The organism is Bacillus sp. MYb56, assembly GCF_002976445.1.
Classification (GTDB): domain Bacteria; phylum Bacillota; class Bacilli; order Bacillales; family Bacillaceae_G; genus Bacillus_A; species Bacillus_A mycoides.
On sequence record NZ_PCOH01000002.1, the window covers coordinates 167959 to 185074 of the forward strand.

Annotated in this window: 20 protein-coding genes; 6 read left to right on the top strand and 14 right to left on the bottom strand. The window is 33.6% G+C overall.

What is annotated here, in order from left to right; all coding sequences use genetic code 11:
• Positions 1-22: 22 nt before the first annotated feature.
• Positions 23-805 (bottom strand): BC_2878 family exosporium-associated protein, encoded by a 783-nt coding sequence (locus tag CQ058_RS03320; RefSeq protein WP_002189903.1) that lies wholly within the window; start codon positions 803-805, stop codon positions 23-25.
• Between the two features lie 412 nt (positions 806-1217).
• Here CQ058_RS03320 and CQ058_RS03325 point away from each other — a divergent pair, with 412 nt between their 5' ends.
• The gene (locus tag CQ058_RS03325; RefSeq protein ID WP_002189904.1) at positions 1218-1538 is read left to right on the top strand and encodes a hypothetical protein; all 321 of its coding nucleotides are present in this window, start codon (positions 1218-1220) and stop codon (positions 1536-1538) included.
• Positions 1539-1592: 54 nt separating this feature from the next.
• Here CQ058_RS03325 and CQ058_RS03330 read toward each other — a convergent pair whose 3' ends face one another.
• The 5 genes from CQ058_RS03330 to CQ058_RS03350 all read right to left on the bottom strand — a co-directional run bounded on the left by CQ058_RS03330 (position 1593) and on the right by CQ058_RS03350 (position 7167).
• On the bottom strand, positions 1593-3128 hold the full coding sequence (locus CQ058_RS03330; RefSeq protein ID WP_002189905.1) for an MDR family MFS transporter: 1536 nt from the start codon (positions 3126-3128) through the stop codon (positions 1593-1595).
• A gap of 24 nt (positions 3129-3152) precedes the next feature.
• On the bottom strand, positions 3153-3860 hold the full coding sequence (locus CQ058_RS03335) for a polymer-forming cytoskeletal protein (protein ID WP_105589456.1): 708 nt from the start codon (positions 3858-3860) through the stop codon (positions 3153-3155).
• Between the two features lie 25 nt (positions 3861-3885).
• Positions 3886-4596, bottom strand: coding sequence for a bactofilin family protein (locus CQ058_RS03340; protein WP_002189907.1), 711 nt, complete (start codon positions 4594-4596; stop codon positions 3886-3888).
• 13 nt (positions 4597-4609) lie between these two features.
• Positions 4610-5233, bottom strand: coding sequence for a YhbD family protein (locus CQ058_RS03345; RefSeq protein ID WP_002189908.1), 624 nt, complete (start codon positions 5231-5233; stop codon positions 4610-4612).
• Between the two features lie 158 nt (positions 5234-5391).
• Positions 5392-7167, bottom strand: coding sequence for an SgrR family transcriptional regulator (locus CQ058_RS03350; RefSeq protein WP_050551321.1), 1776 nt, complete (start codon positions 7165-7167; stop codon positions 5392-5394).
• A 62-nt stretch (positions 7168-7229) separates the two neighbouring features.
• Here CQ058_RS03350 and CQ058_RS03355 point away from each other — a divergent pair, with 62 nt between their 5' ends.
• Positions 7230-8435 (top strand): MDR family MFS transporter, encoded by a 1206-nt coding sequence (locus CQ058_RS03355; RefSeq protein WP_002189910.1) that lies wholly within the window; start codon positions 7230-7232, stop codon positions 8433-8435.
• Positions 8436-8449: 14 nt separating this feature from the next.
• Here CQ058_RS03355 and CQ058_RS03360 read toward each other — a convergent pair whose 3' ends face one another.
• The 8 genes from CQ058_RS03360 to CQ058_RS03395 form a co-directional block, all read right to left on the bottom strand.
• Positions 8450-9154 (bottom strand): YjgB family protein, encoded by a 705-nt coding sequence (locus tag CQ058_RS03360; RefSeq protein ID WP_002189912.1) that lies wholly within the window; start codon positions 9152-9154, stop codon positions 8450-8452.
• 24 nt (positions 9155-9178) lie between these two features.
• Positions 9179-10024, bottom strand: coding sequence for a DUF5700 domain-containing putative Zn-dependent protease (locus CQ058_RS03365; RefSeq protein WP_002165597.1), 846 nt, complete (start codon positions 10022-10024; stop codon positions 9179-9181).
• A gap of 254 nt (positions 10025-10278) precedes the next feature.
• Positions 10279-10674: a hypothetical protein gene (locus tag CQ058_RS03370; RefSeq protein ID WP_002084959.1), complete on the bottom strand. Its 396-nt coding sequence runs from the start codon at positions 10672-10674 to the stop codon at positions 10279-10281.
• Between the two features lie 92 nt (positions 10675-10766).
• Entirely contained in the window at positions 10767-11009 is a 243-nt protein-coding gene (locus tag CQ058_RS03375) for a GlsB/YeaQ/YmgE family stress response membrane protein (protein ID WP_002013368.1), read from the bottom strand.
• 124 nt (positions 11010-11133) lie between these two features.
• Positions 11134-12099 (bottom strand): nucleoside hydrolase, encoded by a 966-nt coding sequence (locus CQ058_RS03380; protein WP_002013369.1) that lies wholly within the window; start codon positions 12097-12099, stop codon positions 11134-11136.
• Positions 12100-12176: 77 nt separating this feature from the next.
• The gene (locus CQ058_RS03385; protein ID WP_002013371.1) at positions 12177-12365 is read right to left on the bottom strand and encodes a DUF3970 family protein; all 189 of its coding nucleotides are present in this window, start codon (positions 12363-12365) and stop codon (positions 12177-12179) included.
• Positions 12366-12434: 69 nt separating this feature from the next.
• Positions 12435-13220, bottom strand: coding sequence for a class I SAM-dependent methyltransferase (locus tag CQ058_RS03390; RefSeq protein WP_002192837.1), 786 nt, complete (start codon positions 13218-13220; stop codon positions 12435-12437).
• A 218-nt stretch (positions 13221-13438) separates the two neighbouring features.
• A complete protein-coding gene (locus CQ058_RS03395) occupies positions 13439-13777 on the bottom strand; it encodes a hypothetical protein (RefSeq protein ID WP_002189914.1) in 339 nt (112 codons plus the stop codon).
• 483 nt (positions 13778-14260) lie between these two features.
• On the opposite strand from CQ058_RS03395, the gene CQ058_RS03405 reads away from it, so the two are divergent.
• The 4 genes from CQ058_RS03405 (at position 14261) to CQ058_RS03420 (ending at position 16981) form a co-directional block, all read left to right on the top strand.
• Positions 14261-14413 (top strand): YqbF domain-containing protein, encoded by a 153-nt coding sequence (locus CQ058_RS03405; protein ID WP_078179002.1) that lies wholly within the window; start codon positions 14261-14263, stop codon positions 14411-14413.
• Between the two features lie 170 nt (positions 14414-14583).
• Positions 14584-15018: an exosporium protein ExsC gene (gene exsC / locus CQ058_RS03410; RefSeq protein WP_002165595.1), complete on the top strand. Its 435-nt coding sequence runs from the start codon at positions 14584-14586 to the stop codon at positions 15016-15018.
• Positions 15019-15311: 293 nt separating this feature from the next.
• Positions 15312-16514: an MFS transporter gene (locus CQ058_RS03415; protein WP_002189915.1), complete on the top strand. Its 1203-nt coding sequence runs from the start codon at positions 15312-15314 to the stop codon at positions 16512-16514.
• A gap of 164 nt (positions 16515-16678) precedes the next feature.
• Positions 16679-16981 carry a hypothetical protein gene (locus CQ058_RS03420; protein ID WP_002189916.1) on the top strand — a complete coding sequence of 101 codons (303 nt, stop codon included), beginning with the start codon at positions 16679-16681 and terminating at the stop codon, positions 16979-16981.
• The last annotated feature ends 135 nt before the right edge of the window (positions 16982-17116 follow it).

Consider the following 17116-nt stretch of genomic DNA (forward strand, 5'->3'; position numbering starts at 1 on the left):
AGGGTTAATTACGATAAATACGTTATAACCCCTTCTTAGAAATGTAAGATTCCGTCTCACCATTTTTATATATTTTAGTTAACTTAATAATTGAATTGTACATCATACTATTGTCGTTAATAATCTCTTTTTTCATCTCTTCTATTTCGGTATTTCCAGTTCCACTCTCTATTTTTAAACAGTTTGAAATGTTGAGGTATCCATTTGATGCGAAAAGAATGATAAACGTAATATCAGGGAAGTTAATAAACAGTAATCCAAATTTCAATGGATTTCCAGTTATATCCGATAAGATTAATCGAAAATCTAACAGTTCAGGTACCGGAACGAAATCTTTAGAAACAATCGCTTCACCTACTATAGTAATTTGCTTTACTACATTCCCAAGCTCATCTACAAATTCAATACATCTAGGTGGATCAATCGTTGTTGCCTGTAAAGATAAACTTAATTCAGGATTATTAAAATCGAAGAATAGTGTACTTCCCTCATTTAAACAATGTGGACAAACATTTCCAAGTAAACTGAATTCATCTTCAATAAATTTAACTTTCGTTTTACAACTACAAACTTTCCCTATTCGAATCGCATCAATTCTTGAACAATCTACAAATATTACCTCACTGTCTTCTTGTGCAAACGACACTATACCTTTTATCTCATTAAATGAAATAAAATAGGATACAACTATTTCGTTTCCGTCTATTACGATACTCTCAACCCTAGAATAAGGATGTAAACTTTTCAAAAATTCACATATACTATTTTGACAACATTGACAATCACGTTTCGGCTCACAATCCACTGATTCTCCATTCCTTTCCTATATGTTTTACCTAATAAATATAATATGAAAGGTATGTAAGAAAAGCTTGGACAATATAACTCTAATATTAGTCTAGATAAGTATACAGACATATGCCTGTCAAATTAAGAAACTCATCGTTCCTCAAATAAGTAATAAAATATATTTTTCACTATAAATGCATATAACAATTTCATCTTTCAACAAAAAAGCGTTATAATAAAGTGAAACTTCTATTAGCGGGGAGCTTTATCTCCTACTAATGGTTAGCCCTCACCAATCGGGCTCTTACGGGCAGTTATCTCCTGCCGTCCTCATCATTTGCTTCTTCACCTTGAGGCGGGAGTCTACTGCTCGTTATTGCGGGATGAATTGCAGCCTCTACGATTACGTTATAAAGGAGATTAAAACAATGACTAAAATTAAAGTATATCAAGTAAAAGAAGAAAATATGGAAGCAGTAAAAAACATTATTGATGTTGAGGAACAAAACCCAACTGCTGAGAACTTACAAAATCTATATACATGTGTATTAGATACTGAAGATATGGCATTACCTGAATCATACGTTGAAGAAGATATCTTAATTGATTCTATGGAAGTTATGGTTAACGCTTCTCAAAGCAAGCTAAGAGACTTAGGTACATATGATGTAATCGAAGTTCAAAACAAAGGTAAGAAAACACAAATTTTATTATTAGCAGACGAAGAATACGAAATTATCGAAAGCTAATTCGACTCCGTACATAAGAAAAAGCTCCTTTCAAAATTGAAAGGAGCTTTTTCTTTATGCTTTTGATGTTTCACTTTTCACCTTGTTTTGTTCTTTTTTATATACCATGCGCTCATTTCCCATAAAGAAAACGAATACGAACGCTAAACTTGCGGGGACTAACGCCCACATAAATGTCTGAACGATTGAACTAGAAAGAGCATCAATAATTTTATCTAATATTTGCGGCGGAATTTGAGATCTTGCCGATTCTGATAGAATAGCTCTTGAATCTCCTAAAGCGTTTGTATTCATTCCCCCGCTCATACCTTTAAACGCTTCTTCTAATTGATCCTGGAAACCAGTCCTTTGAATCATTCCGAAGATTGTAATACCAAGTGTCATACCTAATGAACGAATGAAATTACTCGTTGAAGTCGCAGACCCGCGTTGCTCCATACCGAAGTTATGAATAGCAGCCATACTTAGTACAGAGAATGAAAAACCAACTCCAAAACCGATAATAACCATATAAATTGTTAATAATATACGACTTGTTTCTGGCGTTAATGTACTTAATAAGAATAATCCGATTAGCATAATTACAGCAGAAATAATCATAATGTTTCGGTAGCTAAGTTTTGATGTTAAAAATCCACCTAACTGCGCTGTTACTACTGATCCTAACATCATTGGTAATAACAATAATCCTGAGTTTGTTGCGGTACCACCGTATACGCCTTGAATAAATAACGGAATGTACACAGTTGCTGACATAAATGCCGCCCCGTAACATAAGGCAATAATTGTACTCATTCCGAATAGACGTTGTTTAAACATCTCAAATGAAATGATTGGTTCTTCTACTTTTCGTTCAATAACAATAAAAGCAATTACTAAAATAGCGAACCCAGCAAATAAACTTAAAATAAAGCTAGAATCCCAATCATACTTTTGTCCGCCTAATTCTAAGGCGAACATTAAACAAACTACTGCACCAACTAAAGTAATTGCGCCAAACCAATCAATCTTTTGTTCTCTATGAACTCGTGACTCTTTATAAAATAATGTAATAAAAATAAGTGCTAAAATTCCAAGTGGTAAGTTAATATAAAACACCCAGTGCCAGCTAATATAATCCGTAATATATGCGCCAAGTAATGGCCCGAAAATACTTGATAAACCAAATACTGCTCCGAATAAACCACCCATTTTCCCGCGCTTTTCTGGAGGGAAAATATCAAAAACGATAGTAAATGCGATTGGCACTAGTGCCCCGCCGCCAATACCTTGAATGGCACGATAAATACCTAACTGTGTAATATTCTCAGCAGTTCCACAAAGTGCCGAACCAATCATAAAGACGATTAAACCGAAAATAAAGAATCTCTTTCTACCATACATATCTGATAGTTTACCGAAAATCGGCATACCTGCCATTTCTGCGACCATATAGGCAGAAACGACCCATACAAAGTTTTCAAGGCCTCCTAAATCACCAACGATTGTTCCCATCGCTGTTACGACAATGGTATTATCCATTGATGCCATTAAAATCCCTAGCAATAAACCGGCAACAACGAAGCCGAGTTTATTATTCTTCTCAACCATATTTCTTGCTCTCCCTCATACTACTTATATTTGTTTATGTTCTTTTACGACTGCATTACCTTTCTGATTAAAACTAGTGTGATATTCTACTACACTAATTTCACAGCCAGGGCCAATTATAACATGATTTCCTCTTACTACGTCTGCTATTGTATGTTCTAAATAAATATCATCCCCTTCAATAATTGATGTTTGAAGGCTTCCTGCATGACTTGTAAAAGGAATAAATCTCGCTTTTTTACGTACTGTAATCTTTTTCCCACCGATTTCTCTCACTTTACTTCCTTCATAACGAAGTGAGATTTCAATATTTTCAGCATTAAGCAAACCATCACTTTCAAGACCACCAGTTAGTAATAATTCCTCTAGTTCTATATCTCTCTTTACATTTAAAGCACCTTTCACATCTATGAAATCACCGGATAGCTTCCCTTTAAATTCTATCATACCTCTAACTTTTGTTTTATTAATTTGTCCGTCACCTTGTACTTGGGCATTGCCATATACTTTTACATATTCCGCCTCCATATTCCCCTGTACTTCACTATCTCCATACACGACATAATTTTTCGCTTTCATATTGCCACGTACTTCACTCGTACCATACGTTTTAAAATCATTACAACTCATATGATTAGAGATTGTTCCTTCGCCGCGTATCTTTACTTTGTTATAATCTCCACCTGCTGAGCTACCTGATCCATTTACAGTAAGACTATGTTGATTTTCCATACCGATTCCTCTCTCCCTTTTAAACTTAAACTTGCTTAATTTCTTTTACATTTGCACTTTTATCAACAGTAAGAACCCCAGTATATTCAATTAGTTCAATCTCACAGTTCGGCCCTACAGTAACATTGTTTCCCCTTACTGTTTTAATGTGAGCATAATCAATATCGATATTGTCACCTTCTAGCAGTTCAGCTTCTAACTGTAAGCCAAATACTGTTTTAAATAGTCTACTAAAAGCACTCAATCTATGTTTTACTTTAATGGTTTGGCCACCAATTTCTTTCGCTCTACATGTACCATGAATATTTATATTAATTTCATCTGCGCTTAATAATCCACCAACTGTAAATTGCCCTTCTGAAGAAAAAATATCAACTTCACAATTACCATCAATCGTCGCTTGACCATTGATTTTAAATTCTTCACCAGTTACATTACCACCTATCGTCCCTTTTCCTGCAATTTTTAAAGTGGTCGCCTTTACATCTTGTGTAATTGTCCCTTTCCCATCGATTCGCATCATTTCTGCACTAACTGTACCCTCAACTTTACCTGATCCGCTAATTCTCGCATCGCTACTTTTCAAATCACCAGTAACAATTCCGTAACCATTACATTCAAATTGGTCGCACTCAACGTTTCCATTAACAGTTCCTTTTCCATTTAGTTGCACTTTATGAAACTCTCCACCGTTTGATGAACCATATCCGTTTATAATTAAATTTTCTGTACGCATTATTTCTCCTCCACTACAACAGTTTAGTTTTTAATGCTTCGGTATATTTCATAATTGCTACACGTAAAACAATCTTTGTTCCCTTTTCAAAAATTAAATCCTCAACGCTTGATACTAAGAAGCATGTAGAAATCCCTAACTTCCGAATAATAACTAAGTCACAATTTTTATGTTTAATCGCTTCATAATTTTCACGTAAAACTTGTAAAACCATTTTCCCTTCTTCTAAGCTAACGTCTCCTGATTGAAGAAGTTCTTCTAACACGTATACATAAAGAATATCTGCAAATTGAAAATCTGCCGTTTTGTTCGTTTGCTCCATGAAAAATTGTAAAACAGGTTCTGATGTAATTTCTTTACGAATGAGATCTTCCTTTGCTAAAAGAATCTCTGTTACGCTTGGTGAAAACATATTTGCCAATTCATCAAGCGATAGATCCTCTTTCATCGTTTGAATTTTATCAATACGCTCTAATATCTTTTCTTTTGGAAAAAATGTTTCCTGACCTGTGAACGTTGACTTCCGTACAAACCAATCTTCCGGTATTAAATTTTTTCTCTTCCACCTATATAACTGTCCGTATGAAATACCAGTTAACTCTAATAAATCTTTTTTTGAAATTAAATCTGTAATCAACTGTATATCACTCCTTCCTAACAACAATGTAACATAACACTGTTACGCTGTAAATGAACTTTTATAACATGTAGCGTAAAAATGTGCAAAACAAACTTCATTTCCATACAAAAAAGGTTCTTACACATCTTACTAAAATGCATAAGAACCTTTATATATCAAGGCTTAAACCATATTTGATAAAAATCGATCCAACCTTGTGGATTAATCATTATATTTTGCACTTTTTCGTGTGAACTTACTTGCTGTTTGTTACGATATAAAGGAATAATATGAATTTGGCGTAACAATGTGTCTTCAATATTGTGTAACAGTGTCATCCGTTTCTCTAATTGATTCTCTATAAAATAAGACTGCAATACTTCGTTAAATTTTATATTGCTATGTTGATGAATAAAGCTGTTTTTTGTAAGAAACATATATAGTAAACTTTCTTCAATACGCTCACTAATTGTCGCACTATCATGTATTATATCAGCCTTTTGTATCGTACTTGCTTGCAATAACTCTTTTGTTTCAAGAAAAATGACTTCAATAGTGACGCCATACTTCGCACACTCTTTTTGTATCCAATATGAGTCTTCAACATGATCTTGTTCTGTAAATGTATATAGTCGCAGTGTTTCATTACGGTAAGAGCTCTCTTTAATAAGCGTATATATGTCCTCATTTATATGTATAGTGCCACCCTTTGTTAGAACCAATTCTTCTGCTATTTCTCCGCGCGCTCCTTGCAATTCCTCGATAAGCGCATTGCTATGAATGATTTTATATAGAGCTTTCCGAAACATCGTGTTTTGCATAGGTCCTTCTTTTGCGGTATTTAATGTAATGTATGTTACATTCGACTCAAGTCTAGTTAGTTCTTTATGATGCTTTTCTATATTGTTATAGTGTGCTTTCGCTAAAATATCGCACGTATTTACGCTGTGCTCTACATTCCATAATTCAATTCGATCGAGAAATGGTCGCTCGCGAAAATATAAATCATTTGCTTCTAATACGAATACATCCTCATTCTTTTCACATAATCGAAACGGTCCAGTACCGATTAACCTTCCATCTCCATCTTCATTTACAATAGAACACTGTTCTGTACTTAAAGCATGTAAAAACAGCTTATTATCTGTAGATAAACGAATCTGCACAATGTAGTCATCAAAAATATGTAAACTTTCAACGTGCTGTAACATCCACGCATGCGGATTATTTTTCGCTTTCAAGAATCGTTTAAATGTATGTACAACGTCATAAGCAGTAAATTCTTTCCTGTTATGAAACTGAACACCTTTTCGTAAGTAGAAGGTCCATATATATTTCTGGTCATCATATTCCCAATAAAACGCAAGTCTTGGCTCTACACTGTTTGTATTTCCGTCTATATACACTAACGTGTCGTATATATGTTTTACCATATGACATTCCGAACGCATCGTAGCGTATACAGGATCTAATGCAATATGTAGATTCATTTGGACTTGCAAACGTAGCACATCTCTTCTCCCTTTAGATGTCCTTTCGACTTGATAACCGAATATCGAATCAATCCACGTTTGAAATTGCGTTTGAAGTGATGGAAAATACGAGCTATATCTTTCAATAAATGCACTTCCACTTTTTACGTCCCCTTGTTTCGTTATTTCTTTTCCTCTTTCTAAAATTAAAGAAAGTGGATGTTTTTGAAATAACAACTTTGAACGATTTCCTCTCCCTCGGCCTGGAAACCACATAATCCAATTAAATTCTTCTAATTTTTTTATGATTAATTTACTATTTCGCTCTGTACAAAATAAAGTTTCAGATATATTTTGTATTGTTATTTCTAATTGTTCTCCCTCTGCTCTCCCATTTCCATACTGGAGCCACAGGTGCATATATTGCTCCAAAATAATCATAAAACGCCCCCTAAAAGATGAAAAATCTTCCTCTTTCATTCTACCCTTTTTCATTTCTGGCTTCCATCTTATCATTTCAATATAGAAAGGAGGAAATAAAAATGAAGTATCTTTTAAAACGTTATAATAAGCCTATTCTCATTCGATTGTTCGGTGAATTGTTAGTCCGAACGACTGAAGCGATGTTAGCTATCATTTTTATTGTTCACGTTAATAAAGCGTTAAATGGTAATGTCATCGTTACAATGCTTCTTTTCGGATTACAGCCTCTCGCTGATATTGTGTTTACATTAATCGCTGGGGGTGTAACAGATAAATACGGCCGAAAGAAAATAATGTTACTCGGATTACTTTTACAAGCTTTTGCCGTAAGCGGCTTCGTTTTTGCTGAATCGGTCGCCTTTTTCGCCTTATTGTATGTAGTAAATGGTATTGGACGCTCTTTATATATTCCGGCACAGCGAGCACAAATCGCTGACTTAACGAAGGAAGAACAACAGGCAGAAATATTTGCTGTTCTGCATACTACGGGAGCAATCGGCTCTGTAATTGGCCCATTAATCGGCGCCTTTTTCTATACTAGTCACCCTGAGTATTTATTTATTTTGCAAGGTGTAGCCCTTACGCTATATGCTATTCTCGTTTGGACGCAGCTTCCTGAAACAGCTCCACTCATGAAAAACGTTAATAAAACTAAAGAAGTATATTCGCCAAAACAATTTATTTCAAAGCATTACGCTGTGTTTGGACTTATGGTTTCTACGCTACCGATTAGTTTTTTCTACGCCCAAACCGAATCAAATTATCGTATATTCGCCGAAAGTGTATTTCCAAATTTTCTATTTGTACTCGTGTTTATCTCAACTTGTAAAGCTGTCATGGAAGTGATTCTCCAAATTTCCCTTGTGAAATGGTCTGAACAGTTTTCTATGCCTAAAATCATTGTTATTTCCTATACTTGCTATACGTTAGCTGCGATTGGCTACGGTTATTCCACAACAATATGGTCATTATTTTTAACACTACTCTTTTTAGTAATTGGAGAAAGTATTGCTTTAAATCATTTACTACGATTCGTTTCACAAATCGCTCCAAGTCATAGACGCGGATTATATTTTTCTATATACGGTATACATTGGGATATTTCAAGGACTTGCGGGCCTTTTGTAGGTGCACTGTTATTAAGTAAATTAAGCGGTAGTACTCTATTTTATATTTGTGCCTTCTTATTAATAATTGGTGGTATCATTCAAGCTTTTTTTGTTCAATCGTTAGAAAGAAACAAAACAAAAGAGCTGTCCCTATAGGAACAGCTCTTCATTTAACCTGCCATTTTATTAATACTATCCTCCGGTGAGAACACAGAAATATGATGTACTTTACCAGTCGATTTTGGAATTACGAATTTCAATTCAAACTGGTCATTTACTTTATAAACATAAATTTTATCATTACCATTTTCTTTAACAGACGCTGGTTTTCCTAAAGCCTTTTCGATTTCTTGCAACGTAATCGATTTGAGTTCTGAATGATATGAGCGAACGTCAAAGACTTGAGATCCTTTGTTAAAGCCAAATGCTACATTTTTACTTGTAAAAGTTGCATACATCCCGTTGCCTGCTTGATCAGTTTTATCTGCTTTTCCCCACTCTTTTTCTATTTCCTCGATGTCACCTGTATGTGCTGCATATGGTACGTTAGGTACTTTACCTTCTTTCGCTTGCTCAAATAAATCTTTTACATGGTTAATTGATTTTTGATTAAGCACTGTATTTTTCGTATTAGACTCCGTTGAAGGTTTTACAGAATCATGACCTTTTGGTTTTTCCACAGGTTCTTTCTCTTTTTTGGGAGCAGTCTCTTCATTCTTTTTACCCGTTTCTGACGTATCACTCTTTTTTTCCGTACTATTTTCTGATGTTGAATTAGTTTGCTTCTTTTCCTCAGCGTTAGTACATGCGGTTAAAGCCGCTACACACGTTAAAGTTAGAAAAAATATAAGTACTTTCATATATACTTTCATCATTTTCAGCCTCCCTCTTCAACATATTCACTTTTGTAACCATTCCATTACACTACTCTTTAAATTATTTTTAGTCCAAAAAGTAAGTGCTTCGCTTTCCCCGAAAGTATTCACAATATACTCCATATACGATGTTCCTAAAAAATAACCGAGTCGGTTGCATCCGAAATAAGTCCCTCCTGATAAACGGAACCATTCTTTCTCTTTTTCATCTGTCCACCCTTTAACATAATCTTGTAAAAAATGTTTCTTAATATGATCTTTATGTTCTTCATAGCAATACAACCAATCGTCACCATCATTATCATATGAATAATAGACTGATTTACTTAATCCTTTAGCTATTCTTTGCGATAAATATGTCGCGACTCCCTCACGATATAAACTAACCGCTGCATCAGTCCATTGTGCTTTAGTCCAATCCATTCCACTCTCTTGCAATACGAAATTATGATATATATGACCAATTTCATGAGCAACGATAACACGAAGATGCTCCCTTTCAGGAGATAATTTTTCTGCCGAAAGAAATATATCCCCAATAATATCTCTTTCTACAAATGCATTGGAGCCAAACCCACCTACAAATAGATGAAAAGTCAAATCTATATTAAAACCAAATTGAATGTGATACTCCTCACTAATTTCTTGAATAATAGATGGTAAAGTTTCCGAAATAATACGGATGTCTTTTAGTTTTTCAGGATATTTTTTAATCGCACTAGAAAGACGTTCTTCCGTCTTAGGACAATGATAATTAAAATACTCTTCAAATGCTTCTGGATACATATCATAATATTTGTCCAAGTCATGTAATCCTATATCATCGCTTTCCAAAAGCTTCAAAAAGCTTGGAATTGTATTGTTAATCATCTTATTCATCTCCTTGTATACACCTTCTCTCCATACTCGCTATATCCTTTTTGTAACTTGAATTAAACTGCTACAAAATCTCCTTTAAATGCAAAAAACCAGCAGAAAGTGAATACTCATTCTCTGCTGGTTTAATGTTTTGTTCCTTCTGAATCTTATTCAAATCATTTGTCATGATCAGAAATCCATTAAGATTACCTATTTATATAATTAAAAAAGCTGCCCTATTAAAGGACAGCTTCAAATATGTATTTTTACACTTCGATAGATTTACCGTCTTCAACGATATGGTAAAGTAAGTGCGCTAAATGATGAATTGGACCATTTTCTTCCTCTTCTTCATTTGTCTCACCTTGGAATTCAAGATCATTTAAGTATAGTGCTAAAAATTGATAGAACAATTTCAAATCAAATCCGTAGCAAGCACTTGGTTCTTCATGATCTCCTTCATATTGTAACATTAAGTATTGCTCGTTTCCTTCTGTATCTTCAGCATCAAAGAATACGAAGAAACCAACGTTTGTATCTAAATCAAATAGATGACGAGTACCTTTTTCTGTTGCTTTCTCGAAGTCCTCTTCACTTAATTTATGTACTGTTGTTGCCTTTGCATTATCCTCTTGATGAAAATTTACTGTAAATGATTTCAATGCTGACACCTCCTGATTGTATAACAGTAGCATAACAGATTAGACAACATAATACAAAGGGACTGCTTACAAATGTAAACAGTCCCCTGTATTCATTTCCGCATTGCACGGAATATAAAGCTTACGATGAAAATCAAAACAATCGCGCCTATTAAAGCCGGAACAATCGCATATCCGCCTATAACAGGTCCGAATTTACCAAGTAACGCTGTACCAAGCCAAGAACCGACAATACCTGCAATAATATTACCGATTACACCGCCAGGTACATCCTTCCCAGTAATTAAACTTGCAAACCATCCTAATATACCACCAACGATTAAAGACCAAATCATATCATTTCCTCCTTTATAATTGACCAATAAAAATTATAATCAGAAACAATTGCTTACCATTAGTTATGTTACATTTTTCGTAAGTTATTCGTCTTATGAAAATCATTCAAATCTGCTCACCCTCTTAAGGACAATCTGGCTTCAATATTGTTCTCATAAATTCGTCTTTAAACGCTTGATAATTAAATTCAACGGCAATTTTTTGTATAGGACGATTATCAAACGTCGTTGGCTCAGCTATTTTTCTAAAATCTGCAACACTTTGACCTCTCGTTACATCATTCGTCGTACTAATCCAAACTGCTGATTTTTTATATTCAAAAATATCATCATTTATAAATGAAATGAACGGAAGTAAATCGTGAATCGGACTCCCAGCAATACCTGGATATTCTTTTTTGTAAAAGTTCTCGTAATAAAAATCGATCATTGGCTTTATGAGTTTCGCCTGCCCTGTTCCTTCTTTATCAATAATATCGACCATTTCAGGGGTAATAAGAGCACGCTGCGTTACATTTAACGGATATATTGTAGCATTCTGCGCATATTTCATAACGATATTCGCGGCAATTGGATCGCCGTAAAAATTAGCTTCTGATACAGGTGTAACGTTTCCCGGAAATAGAAAAGCACCGCCCATTATATAATAAGAACATACTCGATTCATTAAATTGGGGTACAATAAAAATAATGTTGCAAGTGTTGTTAATCGTCCCGTCGCCACTATAATAATATCTTCTGGACAAGGCTCAATTAATTTAATCAATTCACAAAAATTTTCTCTGTCACAAATTCTCATTTTCGGTGGAATAATTGGACCTAAACCGTGATCCCCATGAATTTCAGGGAAAAACAAAGGTTCTTCAGCTGTCATTGGTCTACTGGCACCTTCAATAATCTTCACTTTTGTAGCATAGTATCTTTCTAAAAAATAAACATTTTCCGTAACAATTTCTCTTGATACATTTCCATACTCTGCAACGATACCGATAATATCTAATTTGCATGTTTTATTCGCATAAATTAACGTTACTGCATCATCAATACCAAAATCTCCGAAAAAGATTATTTTTTTATTAACTTTCCTCACCCCTCTCCAGCATAATCTACTATTATTATTATGCGAAAAAGACAAGGCGGTGAAACAGAGATAATTAAAAAAGCCGCCTATTTATTGGCGACTTCAATCTTTTTATAAGATAAATATGCTAGTACACTTTTGCTTGAATCATATTTCGGATTATTCCCTTTTCTCGGTTCTCTCATATGTGTTTTTTCAAACCCAGGAATGTCAGGCATTTTCTCTAAAAATTCAAGCATCTCTTCCTCAGTTCCCTCAATACGTACACGAATCATTATTACTATTCCTCAATTCTCATTTTCTCTGTACTAAGTATATCGTACATCAGAAAGACTGCAAGAAATTTATCTTTTTAATGTTGAACTTTTTTTACATACGAACAGTGCCATTTCAGTATAAAACGATTCTATTTTATTGTTTCCAAATTGAATTTTGAAAAATTCTTGCATTTCATTTGATGTTTTCATCATACACTCTGTTAACTTTACACGTTTTTGCATAGGAACATCCATCATATCGCACCACCAATCAAAATCGAACTTCTTGTCAAAAGTATGACATGACTGCATTTGCAAACCATGTTTTTCTAATAAAGTAATCCATTCTGTTTTTTTCAAAGCTCGTTCATGGCTTGGATCTCTCTTCTTTTCGATAAAGTTATAAAATGTATCAAACTCATTATTTTCTGGTGAAACGTTATCAATTAATATAAATAATCCATTATCTTCTAACGTTCGATTTACTTCAAAAATAAATTGCAAAGGATCAACAAAGTGATGTGCTGCAATTCGGCATGTAATTGTATCAAAGGAATCATCAGCAAATGGTAACCTTTCTGCATGTCCTGCTACAAATGATACATTTTCATGTCCGTTCCCTTCTATAAAACCTTTTGCTTTTTCTAACATTTTTTCTGTTAAATCAAGAGCGACTACCTCTTTGAACATTGGGGCTAACAAATTAGCAACATGTCCACCACCAGTAGCAATATCAAGAAGACGAGTATTATGACGAGTTTCAACTTGCTGAACTACATATTGTAAATCCAGTCCTTTTGCATGAATTTTACTTTTCACATACTTCTCTGCATTACTACCAAATTGTTGTTTCACAAGTTCTTCTTTACTCACTTTTATCATCTTCTTTCTATAAAGTATTATATTTAATTTATAAGTTCTCTTTATATAATTTCAAATCCTCTTTTAGTTTAATCTCGTCTCTTGTATTAGAGACCTTCTATCAAAAAAATTTAACTCTTTTATTTTTAAGCACAAAACAAAAAAGGTTATGGGGAATTATCCCACACCCCCACAAAGTATCTCTTAAATTTGAGGATCTTCTTACACGTCTAATCCCCCTGTAACTTCACAATAACTTCTACTTCGCTATTAGTAGCCTCTCTTGCATGCAATCCATATTGGTCCATGCCAATCCATATCCACCCAGGACTATCATAAAGAATATCTATGTTGAAATGCTTCAACTTAGTAAGCTCTGTCCTAATAAATTTATCCCTACTAGCGATTTCCTTATCAAGCAAGCCATATTCTTTCCCATTTTCAAATAGCGCTATCATCTTTCCTGCAAGTGGATGTATACGAACTATAAAGTGATATTCTTTTTCATTTATATTCGCTACAATCGTATTAGAATCAGGTACATCACATCTAGAATTCGGCATATTCATATCGGTCAGCTCCTTTATTGATTTCATTACTATCGCAACAGGTTAATATTTAAATATTATTAATATAATGTAAAAAATATAAAAGCTGACTTCCCTTTAGAAATCAGCTTTTACACATTGTTTATCTTTAAACTTTTTACAAATTTTATAATGTTTCTTTCTCTTCATCATTTCCGGAAACTAAATCTCCTAAAACATCCACCGTAACTTCAACTACAAATTCACAAATCCCTGCTACAACTTCTCCAATTACTTCCTCCATCTTTCTACCCCCTTGTTTTATGGAACCTATTTGTAGTATAGAAGATACTGGTTAATTTTAACTATCGGCAAAGGTGACAAAAACATTACAGATTTGTAAGCTATTTCAATGTTTTTTGAATTTATACTTCTCCCCTTTGAAACTTTAAGTATTATTAACAACCAGATAGGTCATCATAATATAAAGTATTTAAGAATCCTAATTTAAAGGAGGCGTGTAAAATATACTACGTAAAATTAATTAAAGGTCAATCTTTCTATGCTTTTGATCAACGATTCTTAGTGTCTCATGAAGAAGAGGTTTCGGAAAAAATTTTTAATTACTTACGCCGGAATGAATTCTTCGAAGTACGTAAAGAAGAATATTCCGCCTAAAGTATGAAAAGCATCAAAAAATGACTCTCATAATTGGGATTTTTTCTTGATGCTTTTATATTATCTCCCTTTATTCAACATTACTCCTCAATTCTCTTAAAATCTTATAGTATATGTCCAAGCTAATTCATCGTTACCTTCATATTTTAGTATATGAGGAGGTGACGAATATGACTCATATCATTGATTATCAAGCTACTCAACCTTTAAATAAAACAGGTGAAACAACTTTTGTAATTCCCCATTCCCCAGAAAAAGCAATTCTAGCAAGTATTAAATTAAAAATTTCAAGAAGAGATTCACGTAATAATCGAGTAGAATTAATTGCTACAGTTGGGGTTAAAGGTATAACTGAGATTTCACAAGTTTTATTCCGAATTTTCCGTGACAATACAGAAATCTTCAACGCTCAAGTAGGGATTGAATCTACAGATTCTGAGCAATTTTACGCGCAAACATTTCAAGCTATAGATCAAAATGTTAGCTGCGGGACTCACGAGTATTCATTAACTGTAGAAAACCTTACTAGTGGTGCAAGTGCAGACATTGTTGGTCCTCTGTCTTTTAGCGGCTTAGCTATTGGACAAGATCATAAGTGTTGCTAATTTAATCTATTTTGGTTTTTTGAGAAAAGTAAGACGCATTATCTGCGTTCTTACTTTTTTTATTTTCCCCACACTTACCTTCCCTTTGAATTTACTTGTGAATTTTTTGTATTTTTAGTTACCCATTGTATCACTTAATTCATCATTTTTTTACAAATCAAAAAGATTGAAATTCACTAATGAAACACGTAATATAGACTCTGACTCTAAAAAAGTTCGTTAAAAATAATACATAAAATAAGGAGGTTTTATATACGAGTTTTTCATTTTAAAAGACAGAGAGGTTTTACATTATGTGGCGTAATAAAAATGTTTGGATTGTGTTAATTGGGGAGTTTATTGCTGGTCTAGGGTTATGGCTTGGTATTCTTGGTAATCTTGAATTTATGCAAAAATACGTCCCTTCTGATTTTATGAAATCCATTATATTATTTATCGGACTGTTAGCTGGTGTTCTAGTCGGTCCAATGGCTGGGCGTGTCATTGATCAATATGAAAAAAAGAAAGTTCTTCTTTACGCTGGATTTGGTCGTGTGATTAGTGTTATTTTCATGTTTTTCGCTATTCAATATGAAAGTATCGCTTTCATGATTGCATTTATGATTGCACTTCAAATTTCCGCGGCATTTTATTTCCCTGCATTACAATCTGTAATTCCACTCATCGTTAATGAACATGAGCTATTACAAATGAACGGTGTACATATGAATATCGGTACAATCGCTCGTATTGCAGGTACTTCACTAGGTGGCATTCTTTTAGTTGTAATGAGTTTACAGTATATGTATGCCTTCTCAATGGCAGCATACGCTTTATTATTCCTCTCAACTTTCTTCCTAAAATTTGAAGATAAAAAATCCGCTACATTAAGTAAGCAATCAGCTAAAGATAATAGTTTTATGGAAGTATTTCGTATTTTAAAAGGAATTCCTATTGCTTTTACAGCACTTATATTAAGTATTATCCCTCTATTATTTATAGCTGGATTCAATTTAATGGTTATTAACATTAGCGAAATGCAACATGACCCAACGATTAAAGGATTCATATATACAATTGAAGGTGTAGCATTTATGTTAGGTGCCTTCGTTATTAAACGTTTATCTGATCATTTCAAACCTGAAAAGTTACTATACTTCTTCGCAATTTGTACCGCTTTTGCACACCTTTCGTTGTTCTTTAGCGATATTAAATGGATGGCACTTGCCTCATTTGGTTTGTTTGGATTTAGTGTAGGCTGCTTCTTCCCTATTATGTCGACAATTTTCCAAACGAAAGTCGAAAAAAGCTATCACGGACGTCTCTTCTCATTCCGTAATATGTTTGAAAGAGTTATGTTCCAAATTGTCTTACTTGGAACTGGCTTCTTCTTAGATACGATTGGGTTACAATATATGGTTCTCATCTTCGGAGTTATTTCGTTGTTGATTATTTTTATTTCCTTATCTAAGCAGAAACAATTTAAAAAACAAACGTCACAATCTGCGAATATATAAAACTAATACTTCTTAAGAATGGATCCCGTATTTTACTGGGTCCATTCTTTTTGAATTTCAAGGATTAAAATCTATTTTCTTTTTGTAGTTCAAATATTTAAAGGAGTATCCCCTACTACTTTCGAATAAAATAAATTATAGTTTTTCAAAAAGGAGCTGTGGAAATGTCTTATGGCATCCAATTATTAATTATCCTTCTTTTTTCATTGGTCATGTTTGGCGTCCTTAATTTTTTAGCCCTTTCCTTATCTCAAAATAACTTTAAAAGAAGGATTGTTGCAGGTTTCCTATTTTTATTGTTAACTCCCATTATCTTTTTGACTACTACAGCACTCACATCTATATTCGATAAAGGTGGTTTGGGAGTAGCTAACCTAGTCTTCGTTATTTTAAATGTATATATTGTAAATGGAATTGTTATTCTTCTTTCCGCTTCATTTATCCTCAAAAAACATAACATAAGATAGAGTACTAGGCATGAATCTAGTATTACACTAGATTCATGCCTTTTCATTTTAAAAATCTCACCTTTCTCCAAATTTTTATGTGAAATTTAAAAATTCTTTATGAAAATTTAAACTTTATTTTTTACAATATTCCTA

Bases quoted from the DNA above. Each gene is read 5' to 3' on its own strand.
- CQ058_RS03420 (WP_002189916.1), top strand. From the start codon at position 16,679: ATGTCTTATGGCATCCAATTATTAATTATCCTTCTTTTTTCATTGGTC.
- CQ058_RS03355 (WP_002189910.1), top strand. From the start codon at position 7,230: ATGAAGTATCTTTTAAAACGTTATAATAAGCCTATTCTCATTCGATTG.
- exsC (WP_002165595.1), top strand. From the start codon at position 14,584: ATGACTCATATCATTGATTATCAAGCTACTCAACCTTTAAATAAAACA.
- CQ058_RS03360 (WP_002189912.1), bottom strand. From the start codon at position 9,154: ATGATGAAAGTATATATGAAAGTACTTATATTTTTTCTAACTTTAACG.
- CQ058_RS03395 (WP_002189914.1), bottom strand. From the start codon at position 13,777: ATGAATATGCCGAATTCTAGATGTGATGTACCTGATTCTAATACGATT.
- CQ058_RS03385 (WP_002013371.1), bottom strand. From the start codon at position 12,365: ATGATTCGTGTACGTATTGAGGGAACTGAGGAAGAGATGCTTGAATTT.
- CQ058_RS03350 (WP_050551321.1), bottom strand. From the start codon at position 7,167: ATGAAAGAGGAAGATTTTTCATCTTTTAGGGGGCGTTTTATGATTATT.
- CQ058_RS03335 (WP_105589456.1), bottom strand. From the start codon at position 3,860: ATGGAAAATCAACATAGTCTTACTGTAAATGGATCAGGTAGCTCAGCA.
- CQ058_RS03330 (WP_002189905.1), bottom strand. From the start codon at position 3,128: ATGGTTGAGAAGAATAATAAACTCGGCTTCGTTGTTGCCGGTTTATTG.
- CQ058_RS03325 (WP_002189904.1), top strand. From the start codon at position 1,218: ATGACTAAAATTAAAGTATATCAAGTAAAAGAAGAAAATATGGAAGCA.
- CQ058_RS03340 (WP_002189907.1), bottom strand. From the start codon at position 4,596: ATGCGTACAGAAAATTTAATTATAAACGGATATGGTTCATCAAACGGT.
- CQ058_RS03415 (WP_002189915.1), top strand. From the start codon at position 15,312: ATGTGGCGTAATAAAAATGTTTGGATTGTGTTAATTGGGGAGTTTATT.
- CQ058_RS03365 (WP_002165597.1), bottom strand. From the start codon at position 10,024: ATGATTAACAATACAATTCCAAGCTTTTTGAAGCTTTTGGAAAGCGAT.
- CQ058_RS03375 (WP_002013368.1), bottom strand. From the start codon at position 11,009: ATGATTTGGTCTTTAATCGTTGGTGGTATATTAGGATGGTTTGCAAGT.